This is a genomic window from Streptomyces sp. YS415 (genome assembly GCF_023544665.1).
Taxonomy (GTDB): Bacteria; Actinomycetota; Actinomycetes; order Streptomycetales; family Streptomycetaceae; genus Streptomyces.
Genome location: NZ_JAMJFL010000018.1, coordinates 106303 through 117504, shown reverse-complemented (window position 1 = coordinate 117504; position 11202 = coordinate 106303). Strand labels below are relative to the sequence as shown.

Genomic DNA, 11202 nt, shown 5'->3' with positions numbered 1-11202 from the left:
CTCGTAAGTCTTCGGCAGGGCGGGGAAGTTCAGGAGTGGGCGGGCGCGTGGAACGGCAGTCCGGCGTCGGCCACCAGCTCCAGGTCGTCGCCCTCCTCGGGCGGCAGCAGGGTCGCCGTGCCGTCGGTGACCGGGACGACGCCCAGTTCCAGCAGCTCGGCCATGGCGGCGCTGCCCGCCATGTCGCGCACCTGGAGCTGGTAGCGGGCGGTCGTGCGGTACGTACCGCCGTTGTCGTCGCCGGTGCGCTGGAGGAATCCGGAGTCGGTGAGGAAGGCGACGGCCTTGCCGACGATGCCGGTGGTGGACCCGGCGAGTCTGCGGGCGTCCTTGGTGGCGCCGGTGGCGGTGCGTCTGGCCCAGATCCGCCAGGCGGCCTCCAGACCGGGCGCGTCGCTGGCCGGGTCGGTGTTCTCGCCCTGCTCCTCGGCCCGCTCCTCCAGGCGCCGGCAGGCCTGCCGTACGAAGGCGTCGACGCCGTTGACGGAGACGCGCCCGATGTAGCCGTCGTCGGCGAGGTCCTCGGGCCGCGGGAACGCCAGGGCGGCGACGGCGAGGTGGGCGAGCCCGTGCAGGAAGCGGTCGCCGGAGTCGGCGGAGGTCCGCCGGGCGTAGTCGCCCATGCGCACGGCGAACACCGAGTCCTCGGCGGCGGTCACCGCCATCCCCGCGCGCGGGGACACCTCCAGCACCACCAGCCCGAGGCCGGCGGCCACGGCGTCCGCGAGCCGCGCGAACGGCGGGTCCTCGCGGTAGCGCCGCAGCAGCTCGGTGTACTCCTGGTCCCGCGCGGGCTGCAGCTTCGGCTGGAGCCCGAAGGCGACCAGCCGGGCCGCGTCGGCGGCGTCCGCGGGCGTGACGGCGGCACTCGCGGAGAGGGCGGCGGCCTCCGGCTCGCTCCACTCGACGTGCTCGCTCACGGTTGGGCTCCTTGCTGTGCTGTCACTCGGTTCATGCTGCTTCCGTCCGGTCCGCGGCCATTCCCGCCGCGTCCAGCAGGGCGGTGCCGACGATCAGATCGGCCCCGCCGAACTCCGGGTCGTCCAGCTCGGTGCCGTCGTCCACGGCGAACAGCAGCTTCTGCTCGCCCTGCCGGTAGGCGGTCCCGACCGCCGGGCTGGCCGCGTGCACGGCGAGCAGGGCCACCAGGTAGGGCAGTTCGGGGTCGGCTCGCCGCGCCTCGGCCAGCAGCCCCGAAAGGCGCCGTGGCGCGTCGGCCGGCAGGTCCAGCAGTTCCGTCGCCGCGGTGAGCTGCTCCTCGCTGAACCGGCTGTCGTCCGGGGTGGCGATGAGATCCGGCTCCGGCATCTCGGCGCCGAGGTGCTCCCGCTCCACCGGAGGAGTCAGCAGTATGTCCACCAGGTCCCCGACCCGCACCGACACCGGTGTCCGCAGGCCCGTCCCGCGTCCGAAGAACGCGTCGGTGACGCGGACCGCCTGTGCCACGGGCAGCGGCAGCACGGGCGCGACGAGGTGGCCGTACAGATCGATCCCCGAGCTGGTCATCGGCGTCGCGAAGGCCTGCCGGTCCTGCTCCGCGCGGAACAGCGGCCCGGCCTCCAGCAGGCGGGACTGCAGCTGGGTGTGCCGCCGGATGCAGTCCTTGACGATGTCGACGAGCTCGGCGGCCCGGCGCTTGTGCTCGGGGTCCTCGGACTCGTCCCGCGCCTTGCGGATGTTGGTGAGGATCGCGTTCTCGTGGCGGTAGCGGTCGGCGACGTGGTCCAGCGCCTCGGCGATCATGTCCGGCACCGTCCGGAGCCAGTCCACCGCGCGGACGTTGCGCCGGGTCGCGTCCAGGGCCCGGCGCAGGGTCTCGGAGTACTGCACGGTCCGGTACCGGGCCTGCTCGGCGGCCAGCTGGGCGTCGGCGAGGCGGCCGCGGCTGATCAGCACCTCCAGCTTGACCTCGGCGGCGATCTGGGCGCTGGTGACATCGGTGTCCAGCGCGCCGACGAGGACGTTGACCGCCTCGTCCGTCGTCCGCAGGTACACCGTGCCGCCGGGGCCCGGCACCTCTTCGATCAGCTTGAAGTCGTAGTCGCGGCGGACATAGGTGCCGTCCGGGGTGAAGGTCCCGTACACGGCACGGAATCCGCGGTCGACGCTGCCGACGTTGATCAGGTTCTCCAGCACCCAGCGGGCCACCCGCTCGTGCTCGGCGACGGGCCGGCGCGGGGCCTGGGCGGCGATGCGCGGGATGAGCCTGGCCACTATCTGGTCGTGGTCGGCGCCCGTGTCGAAGTCCATGTTCAGGGTGACCAGGTCGATGGCGGCGAGCGCCACCTCCGCCATGCCGTACACCGAGTACTCGCCGGCCAGGTTGGCCTTGCGCGCGTCCAGGTCGTGCAGCGGGGCGGTGCAGGCGAGCGCGCGCAGGCGCCGCGCCAGGCCTTCGTCGGCGGCCGGGCCCGGCGCGGGGCGCGGCCCCGCGCTGAGCTGGGGCGGAACGCTGTCCGTCGATGCAGGCGAAGTCACGGTGCACAGACTAGGTCCTGGGTCTGACAACAACCCAAACGACCCAGAACGACGCCCCTCGCACCGCCGCGGCAGACCGCGGCACTCCTCAGGTGTCCTCCCCCACCCGGCGCCGGTAGACCTCCGCGACCCGCCGGAGCGAGTCGCCGAGATAGACGGCGAGCAGCCGCTCGGCCTCGTCCCGGTCGCCGTCCCGAAGGGCCTGGAGGATCTCCAGGTTGCGGGCCAGGTAGGGCTCGTGCAGCCGCCGCGGGTCGTCCGCGACGTGGAAGGCGAGGCGCAGCTCGGCGAAGACGCTGCGCATCAGCTCGTCGGTGCGGGGGCTGCCCGCCAGGGCCACCAGCTCCCGGTGGAAGTGGATGTTGGCCGTACCCACCGCGTTCCAGTCACCTTCGCGTGCCGCCCGCTGCCCTTCCCCGACGGCCTGCTCGAGGCCGTCCAGGCCGTAAGGCGGTTCCCCGAGCCCGCGGACGACGGCGCACTCGACCAGGGCGCGGGTGCGGTAGATGTCCTCGACGTCCTCGACGGTCAGGACCCGGACGAAGACGCCCCGGTTCAGCTCGTGCACCAGCAGCCGTTCATGGGTGAGCAGGCGGAACGCCTCGCGCAGCGTGTTGCGGGAGACGCCGAGGGCGCCGCCGATGCTGTCCTCCGACAGGCGGGTGCCGGGCGGGAAGTACCCCTCGGCGATCCGGGTCCTGAGGATGTCGGCGACCCGCTCGGCGGTGCTGGTGCGCCCGAGGAGGGCCCGGTCGCCGGCCAGTCCCGTCAGCTGCTCTGCCATGCCCGGAATTCAATCGCAGATGCAAGAACGAGACAACGTGGGTATTGAGGGATCGTTCAACAATCCTCTACCTTGCTGCACACGGCGCCGCCTCCCTCACCGCGGCGTCCGGTCACGTTCCGCACGGCACGGCTCAGTTCCCGGCACCCTTCGTCCTCCCTCTGCGAGGTGCACATGAGCACGACCCCTCCCGCCACCGGCGCCCCTCCTACGACCACGCAAGGCGCCCCCGACGACGGCGCACTGGGCTGGCTGCGCGCCCTGGGACCGCGGGGCCGGCGCGCCTTCGCCGGCGCGTTCGGCGGCTATGCACTGGACTCCTACGACTACTTCACGCTGCCGCTGAGCATGATGGCGCTGGCCGCGTACTTCGGCCTGGACAGCGGCCAGACCGGCCTGTTCACCACCGTCACGCTCGTGGTGTCCGCGGTCGGCGGCGCCCTCGCCGGGGTGCTCGCGGACCGGATCGGCCGGGTCAAGGCGCTGATGATCACCGTCGTCACGTACGCGGTCTTCACCGTCGCCTGCGGATTCGCGCCGAACTACGAGACGCTGCTGGTCTTCCGCGCGCTGCAGGGCCTGGGCTTCGGCGGCGAGTGGGCGGTCGGCGCGATCCTGGTCGCCGAGTACGCGAGCGCCAAGCACCGGGGCCGCACCCTGGGCGCGATCCAGAGCTCGTGGGCCGTGGGCTGGGCGCTGGCCGCGATCATGTACACGCTGGTCTTCTCGCTGCTCGACGACGATCTGGCCTGGCGGGTGATGTTCTGGACCGGCGCGCTGCCCGCGCTGCTCGTGATCTGGATGCGCCGCCGGGTCCAGGACGCGCCCCAGGCGGTGGCCGTACGGGAGCACAGCCCGCGAAAGGGCTCGTTCACCGCCATCTTCCGGTCGGGCATGCTGCGCACGACGGTGTTCGCCGTGCTCCTCTCCACCGGGGTCCAAGGCGGCTACTACACCCTGGCCACATGGGTGCCGACCTACCTGAAGACGGAACGCGACCTGTCGGTCGTCGGCACCGGCGGCTATCTCACCTTCCTGATCTCGGGCGCCTTCCTCGGCTATCTGACCGGCGGCTACCTCACCGACCGGCTCGGCCGGCGCCGCAACATCTGGCTGTTCGCGCTGCTGTCGGCGCTCTGCATCCTGGCGTACGCGAACATCCCGAGCGGCGCGAACACCCTGCTGCTGGTCCTGGGCTTCCCGCTCGGGTTCTGCATGTCGGCGATCTTCAGCGGCTTCGGGTCGTTCCTGAGCGAGCTGTACCCGACGGCGGTGCGCGGCACCGGACAGGGCTTCACGTACAACACCGGCCGCGCGGTGGGTGCCGTCTTCCCGACCACGGTCGGCTTCCTGGCCGACAGCTGGGGTGTGGGCGGCGCGCTGGTCTTCGGCGCGATCGGCTACGCGCTGGCCGCGCTGGCGCTGCTCGGGCTGCCGGAGACGCGCGGGAAGGAGCTGGTATGAGCCGCACCGACGACCACCCCCTGGTCCTCGTCGACGAGCACGCGCACGCGTGGCGGCCCGCGGACGCCCGCGCCCGCTTCCGCGCGGGGCTCACGGGCCCCACGGCCGGGGTCGCGGCGGGCCACACCCAGGTCAACCTGATCTCGGTGCCCGCGGACTGGGCGTACGACATGCTGCTGTTCTGCCAGCGCAACCCCAAGCCGTGTCCCGTGCTCGACGTCACGGACGCCGGGTCCTGGACGACCGTGCTCGCCGAGGGCGCCGATCTGCGCACCGATCTGCCGCGCTACCGGGTGTGGCGGGACGGCGAGCTGGTGGCCGAGCCGACGGACGTGCGCGCACAATGGCGGAAGGACCTGGTGTCGTTCCTCATCGGCTGCAGCTTCACCTTCGAGTGGGCGCTGACCGAGGCGGGGGTCCCGATGCGCCACATCGAGCAGGGCCGCAACGTCCCGATGTACGTGACGGACCGTCAATGCCGTTCAGCGGGACGGCTGCACGGCCCGATGGTGGTGTCGATGCGTCCGGTGCCGCCGGAGCACCTGGCGGCGGCGATCCGGGAGAGCAGCCTGCTCCCGGCGGTCCACGGCGGCCCCGTACACTGCGGCGATCCCTCGGTTCTCGGCATCGACGACCTCGGTCGCCCCGACTTCGGGGACCCGGTGGAGATCGCGCCGGACGACATCCCGGTGTTCTGGGCCTGCGGAGTGACCCCGCAGGCGGCCGTCGCGGCGTCCCGCCCGCCGTTCGCCCTCACCCACGCGCCGGGCCAGATGTTCCTCACCGACGCCCGCGACGCGCAGTACCGCGTGCTGAACGCCGCCTGACAGGAGATCCATGACCTCGATCGATCTGAACGCCGACCTCGGCGAGGGGTTCGGCCGCTGGCGGCTCACCGACGACGAGCGGCTGCTGTCCGTCGTCACCAGCGCCAATGTGGCCTGCGGTTTCCACGCCGGGGACGCGGTCACCATGCGGCGGGTGTGCGAGCTGGCGGCCGAGCGCGGGGTACGGGTCGGCGCCCAGGTCTCCTACCGGGACCTGGCGGGCTTCGGGCGCCGCGCGATGGACGTGCCGTCCGCGGAGCTGACCGCCGAGGTGGCGTACCAGATCGGCGCGCTGGAGGTCTTCGCCCGCGCGGCCGGCACGCGCGTGTCGTACGTCAAGCCGCACGGCGCGCTCTACAACCGGGTGGTGCGCGACGAGGAGCAGGCGGGCGCGGTCGTCGGCGGGGTGCTCCTCGCCGACGCCACGCTGCCGGTGCTCGGGCTGCCCGGCTCCCGGCTGCTGGAGCTGGCCGCCGAGGCGGGGCTGCCGACGGTCACGGAGGCGTTCGCGGACCGCGCCTACACCGACGAGGGCACCCTCGTCCCCCGCGACCGGGAGGGCGCCGTCGTCACCGACCCGGACACCGTCGTGGCCCGCTCGGTCGGCATGGCCCGCTTCGGCGAGGTCGAGGCCCACTCCGGGGCGCGCATCCGGATCAGGGCCCGCTCCCTGTGCCTGCACGGCGACACGCCCGGCGCGGTGGACCTCGCCCGCCGGGTCCGCGAAGAGCTCCAGCGCTCCGGGGTCCGGGTGGAGGCCTTCGCATGAGGACGCTGCGCGTGGGGGACGACGCCCTGCTCGTCGAGGTCTCCTCGGGCGAGCAGGCCCAGGCGCTGCACGCGGAGCTGCTGCGGCGCCGCGCCGAGGGCTCGCTGTCGGCCCGTGAGATCGTCCCGGCCGCCCGTACGGTCCTCCTCGACGGCATCCCGGACCCGGCCCGGCTGGCGTCCGAGCTCACCGCCTGCGAGGTGCCCGCGGCGCCTCCACGCGCGCGTGAGGTCGTCGAACTAGCGGTGCGCTACGACGGACCGGACCTGGCGGACGTCGCCGCGCACTGGGGCGTGCGCCCCGAGGAGGTGGCCCGCATCCACGCGGACACGGAGTTCACGGTCGCCTTCTGCGGCTTCGCCCCCGGCTTCGGCTACCTCACCGGTCTGCCCGCGCGCTATCACGTGCCGCGCCGGGACACCCCCCGGACGGCCGTCCCGGCGGGCTCGGTCGCCCTCGCCGGCCCGTACACCGGCGTCTACCCCCGCTCGTCGCCGGGCGGCTGGCAGCTGATCGGCACCACGGACGCGGTGCTGTGGGACCACACGCGCGTACCGGCCGCGCTGCTGGCGCCGGGCACCCGCGTGCGCTTCGTCCCCGCCGCCGCGAGGAGACGCTCATGACGGACCGCGCCCTGGCCGTCGTCCGCGCGGGGGCCCTGACCACCGTCCAGGACACCGGCCGCCCCGGCCACGCCCACCTCGGCGTCCCCCGCTCCGGGGCGCTGGACGGGCCCACGGCGGCCCTGGTCAACCGTCTGGTGGGCAATCCGCCCGGGGCGGCGGTCCTGGAGACCACGCTCAGCGGCGTCGCCGTACGGCCGCGCTCGGCGGTCGTCGCCGCGGTCGCCGGAGCCCCCTGCGCGGTCACGGTGGACGGCCGCCCCGCCGCCTGGGGCGCCCCCGTGCACGTTCCGGCCGGGGCCGTCCTGGACGTCGGCCCGGCCGTCAAGGGCGTCCGCTGCTATGTGGCCGTCTCCGGGGGCATCGCCGTCGCCCCGGTCCTCGGCAGCCGCTCCACCGACCTGCTGTCCGGCCTGGGCCCCCCGCCCCTGGCCGACGGCATGGTCCTCCCCCTGGGCCCGCCGACCGCCCTCCACGCACGCGTGGACGTGGCGCCCCGACCGTCCCCGCCCCGGGAACTGGTCCTCCACGTGACCCTCGGCCCCCGGGACGACTGGTTCACCGCGGACGCCGTACGCACCTTCACCTCCCGCGCCTACCGCGTGTCCCCCGCGAGCAACCGCATCGGCCTGCGCACCGAGGGCCCCGCGCTGGAGCGCTCCGGGCCCGGCGAGCTCCCCAGCGAGGGCATGGTGCTGGGCGCGGTCCAGGTCCCCCCGGACGGCAGACCGGTGGTGTTCCTGGCGGACCACCCGACCACCGGCGGCTACCCGGTGATCGCGGTGGTCCGAGCCCAGGACCTGCCGGCCGCGGCCCAGGCGGTGCCCGGAACCCCGGTCCGCTTCATAGCCGTACGAGCACGGTGACCCGGTAGGGGGCGCGAGGAGCGAGCACGGTGACCCGGTAGGGGGGCACAGGGAACGAGCACGCTGACCCGGTAGGGGGCCGCGGGGAACCGCGCGACGAGCCCCTACGCACCCCTCCCGGCTACGCCGCATCCGGCTGCTGCTCCGCCACCGTCAAGGCGGCCAGCGCCGCCGACACCGCATGCGCCGTGCGCAGATCCAGCCGCGCACTCGTCCCCCGCGCGCGGTGCCGCATCTCGTCCATGGCCAGCGACATCAGCTGCGGCACCAGATCGGTGCACCGCCGGGCCACCCAGCCCGTCCCCGCCGTCGCCAGCCACCACAGGCTCGCCGCCTTGGCGGGAGCCGGGAACTCGGGCTCCGGCGACGGCGCCACGCCGGTGGCCAGCCCGCCCTCCGCCAGCAACGCGTGGAACCGCACCGCCAGTTGCCGGTGCCCCCGCTCCCCCGGATGCAGCCGGTCCGCGCTCCACAACGCGCGGTCGGTGAGCCAGGCGCCCTCGGCCGCATGCAGATGCACGGCGTCGTACCGCTCGGACAGCGCGTGCACCACCGCGTTGACCGCCCGCTGCCGCCGGGCCAGCGGACGTGCCAGCGCCCCGGGCAGACCGAGCATCGCCCCCGGATCCGGCAGACACGCCGTCAGCACGACGGACCCGCGCGCGGTGAGGGCGCCGTACACCTTGTCCAGCCGGTCCGCGACGGCATGGAGGTCGAAGGTGCAGCGCAGGGTGTCGTTCACGCCGACGACGACGGACACCACGTCCGGCCGCAGCTCCAGCGCCCGGGGCAGCTGCCGTTCCCGTACGTCCCGGGTCTGCGCCCCGCTGACGGCGAGGTTGGTGAAGTCCACGGGCTGTTCGGCGAGCCCGCCGGCGAGCAGCGCGGCCCAGCCGCGCCACCCGTCCCCGACGGGATCGCCCACGCCCTCGGACAGGGAGTCTCCGAGGGCGACGAAGCGCAGCGGTCTCATGCCACGCCCTCCGGCACCCGGTCCCGCCCGGGGAGGGGTACGTCGTGCGCGGTGAGGAACGCGGCGACCGCCGTGTCCCAGCCGAAGCACTCGGCCCGCGCGCGTGCCGCCTCCCGCCGCTCGGCCTCGGGACGGGCGAGGAGGCGCTCCACGGCGTCGGCGAACGCCTCCCCGTGATCCGCGGCGACGGCCCCCGCGGAACCGATCACCTCCGGCAGCGCGGACGACGTGCTCACCGCCACGGGCGTCCCGCACGCCATCGCCTCCAGTGCCGCGAGCCCGAAGGTCTCGGCGGGCCCCGGCGCCAGGCACACGTCGGCCGATGCCTGGAGCGCCCCGAGCACGGCCCGGTCGGAGACATGTCCGAGGAAGGTCACCGGCAGCCCGCGCTCCCGCGCCCGCTGTTCGAGGCGCGGCCGCAGCGGCCCGTCCCCGGCCACCACCAGCACCGCCCGCCTGCCCCGGTCGAGCAGCGCCTCCAGGGCGTCCAGCGCGGTACCGGGCCGCTTCTCCACCGACAGCCGGGTGCAGGTGACGAGCAGGGCCTCGTCCCCGCGCGCGTGCCGGGCGCGCAGCCCCGCGTCCCGCAGCGCCGGGTGCCGCTGCACCAGGTCGACCCCGAGGGGAGCGCGCACCACGTTGCGGGCGCCGATCCGCACGAACTCGCGCTCGGCGAACTCCGTGGTGCACACCACGCGCGCGTAGGTGTGGGCGGTACGGACGTTCAAGGCGTCCGCGGTGCGCCGCGCGGCGCCCTCCGGCACACCCCAGGTGCGCAGGACGCCGTCGGCCGTCTCGTGGGAGACCATCACGGCCGGCACGCGCGCGCGTCGCGCCCATTTGCCGGTCCACCGCAGCGTCGTGCGGTCGGACACCTCCAGCCGGTCGGGGCCGAGCTCCTCCAGGAGGGCGGCCACCCGCCGCTTGTCGGCCAGGACCCGGTAGCCGCCGGTGCCGGGGAGCACCGGGCCGGGCAGGGTGATGACGCGGCCCTGCTCGGTCTCCCGGTCGGTGTGGTGCTCGCCGGGCACGATGAGCACCGGTGCGTGCCCGGCCGCCTTGAAGCCCTTGCCGAGCTCGCGCAGCGCGGTGCGCAGTCCGCCGGAGGCGGGCGCGACGAAGTTGGCGAGCCGGACGATGCGCAGTGACTCGTTCACGCCGCCGCCACCTTCGCCCTGCGGCCCGCCAGCACGTCGGCGTAGTGGCCGATGAGCTGGTCGCCGACGGCCGCCCAGGTGCGCCCCTCGACCATGGCGCGGGCGGCGCTGCCGTAGGCGGTGCGCAGGCCCGGGTCGGCCTGGAGGGCGCGCACGGCCTCGCGTACGGCGCCGGCGTCACCGGCCGGGAAGAGCAGGCCGGTGTGTCCGTGGGCGACCAGGTCCAGCGGGCCGCCGACGGCGGGTGCGACGACGGGCACCCCGCTGGCCATGGCCTCCTGCACGGTCTGGCAGAAGGTCTCGAAGGGCCCGGTGTGGGCGAAGACGTCCAGCGAGGCGAAGATCCGGGCGAGGTCGTCGCCGGTGCGGCGGCCCAGGAAGACCGCGCCGGGCAGCGTCTGCTCGAGGCCGGGGCGGCTCGGTCCGTCGCCCACGATCACCACCCGGACGCCTTCCAGACGGCAGGCGCCGGCCAGCAGTTCGATGTGCTTCTCGGGGGCGAGCCGGCCGACGTAGCCGACGATCAGCTCGCCGTTCGGGGCGAGTTCCCGGCGCAGGGCATCGTCCCGGAGGTCGGGGCGGAAGCGGACGGTGTCGACCCCGCGCGGCCACAGCTTGACCCGGGGCACGCCATGGGTCTCCAGGTCGTGCAGGGAGGCGCTGGACGGGGCGAGGGTGAGGTCGGCGGCGGAGTGGACGGAGCGGATCCGGCGCCAGGCCGCGGCCTCGCCGGCGCCCATGTAGGTGCGGGCGTAGCCGGCCAGGTCGGTCTGGTAGACGGCGACGGCGGGGATGCCGAGCCGGGCGGCGGCGGCCATCCCGCGGACGCCGATGACGAAGGGGCTGGCCAGGTGGACCATGTCCGCGTTGTGCTCGACGAGCGCCGCGGCGAGACGCCGGCTGGGGAGGGCGACGCGCACCTGGGGGTAGCCGGGGAGCGGGAGGGAGGGGATGTGGACGACGGGGCAGGGCGCGAGAGCGCCGAGCTTGCTCCCGGGGGCGGGGGCCGGGGCGACGACGACGGGGGCGTGACCGCGATCGACGAGGTGTCGGGCGGTCTGGAGCGCGCAGTGGGCCACGCCGTTCACGTCGGGGGGAAAGGATTCGGTCACGATGACGACACGCATACCGGTGTTGTCGCCGTGCTGGACGTGGCCGCGTCAACGTGGATCTTTCCGGACAGGGAACGTCCCATGAGCGTTGCGCTGCACACCCGAGCAGGTCAGGCCGTGTCCACGCCCGCCTGACCCGCGGGTCATCC

General features: G+C 74.5%; 11 protein-coding genes. 5 read left to right on the top strand and 6 right to left on the bottom strand.

What is annotated here, in order from left to right; translation table 11 throughout:
- Window positions 1-29: 29 nt before the first annotated feature.
- The 3 genes from M8H82_RS23065 to M8H82_RS23055 all read right to left on the bottom strand — a co-directional run bounded on the left by M8H82_RS23065 (window position 30) and on the right by M8H82_RS23055 (window position 3262).
- The gene (locus M8H82_RS23065) at window positions 30-920 is read right to left on the bottom strand and encodes a hypothetical protein (protein ID WP_250076827.1); all 891 of its coding nucleotides are present in this window, start codon (window positions 918-920) and stop codon (window positions 30-32) included.
- Window positions 921-951: 31 nt separating this feature from the next.
- On the bottom strand, window positions 952-2478 hold the full coding sequence (locus M8H82_RS23060; RefSeq protein WP_250076826.1) for a hypothetical protein: 1527 nt from the start codon (window positions 2476-2478) through the stop codon (window positions 952-954).
- An 88-nt stretch (window positions 2479-2566) separates the two neighbouring features.
- Window positions 2567-3262, bottom strand: a complete 696-nt coding sequence (locus M8H82_RS23055; RefSeq protein ID WP_250076825.1) for a GntR family transcriptional regulator — start codon at window positions 3260-3262, stop codon at window positions 2567-2569.
- Window positions 3263-3436: 174 nt separating this feature from the next.
- Here M8H82_RS23055 and M8H82_RS23050 point away from each other — a divergent pair, with 174 nt between their 5' ends.
- Genes M8H82_RS23050 through M8H82_RS23030 form a run of 5 tightly spaced genes read left to right on the top strand, consistent with a single transcriptional unit; the run spans window position 3437 to window position 7811 of the window.
- Window positions 3437-4726 carry an MFS transporter gene (locus M8H82_RS23050; protein ID WP_250076824.1) on the top strand — a complete coding sequence of 430 codons (1290 nt, stop codon included), beginning with the start codon at window positions 3437-3439 and terminating at the stop codon, window positions 4724-4726.
- Window positions 4723-5553 (top strand): putative hydro-lyase, encoded by an 831-nt coding sequence (locus M8H82_RS23045; RefSeq protein ID WP_250076823.1) that lies wholly within the window; start codon window positions 4723-4725, stop codon window positions 5551-5553. Before M8H82_RS23050 ends, M8H82_RS23045 begins: the two co-directional genes overlap by 4 nt.
- A 10-nt stretch (window positions 5554-5563) precedes the next feature.
- Window positions 5564-6322 (top strand): LamB/YcsF family protein, encoded by a 759-nt coding sequence (locus tag M8H82_RS23040; protein ID WP_250076822.1) that lies wholly within the window; start codon window positions 5564-5566, stop codon window positions 6320-6322.
- Window positions 6319-6945, top strand: coding sequence for an allophanate hydrolase subunit 1 (locus M8H82_RS23035; protein ID WP_250076821.1), 627 nt, complete (start codon window positions 6319-6321; stop codon window positions 6943-6945). Before M8H82_RS23040 ends, M8H82_RS23035 begins: the two co-directional genes overlap by 4 nt.
- Window positions 6942-7811 carry a biotin-dependent carboxyltransferase family protein gene (locus tag M8H82_RS23030; protein ID WP_250076820.1) on the top strand — a complete coding sequence of 290 codons (870 nt, stop codon included), beginning with the start codon at window positions 6942-6944 and terminating at the stop codon, window positions 7809-7811. The genes M8H82_RS23035 and M8H82_RS23030 overlap by 4 nt, the downstream gene beginning before the upstream one ends.
- Window positions 7812-7932: 121 nt before the next feature.
- Here the strand turns inward: M8H82_RS23030 and M8H82_RS23025 are convergent, their stop codons facing one another.
- From M8H82_RS23025 to M8H82_RS23015, 3 genes are read right to left on the bottom strand one after another with little or no spacing between them, the layout of a single operon-like run.
- On the bottom strand, window positions 7933-8784 hold the full coding sequence (locus M8H82_RS23025; protein ID WP_250076819.1) for an SGNH/GDSL hydrolase family protein: 852 nt from the start codon (window positions 8782-8784) through the stop codon (window positions 7933-7935).
- The gene (locus tag M8H82_RS23020; RefSeq protein WP_250076818.1) at window positions 8781-9941 is read right to left on the bottom strand and encodes a glycosyltransferase; all 1161 of its coding nucleotides are present in this window, start codon (window positions 9939-9941) and stop codon (window positions 8781-8783) included. The genes M8H82_RS23025 and M8H82_RS23020 overlap by 4 nt, the downstream gene beginning before the upstream one ends.
- Complete coding sequence (locus M8H82_RS23015; protein WP_250076817.1) at window positions 9938-11068, bottom strand: glycosyltransferase family 1 protein; 1131 nt, start codon at window positions 11066-11068, stop codon at window positions 9938-9940. The genes M8H82_RS23020 and M8H82_RS23015 overlap by 4 nt, the downstream gene beginning before the upstream one ends.
- Window positions 11069-11202: the final 134 nt, after the last annotated feature.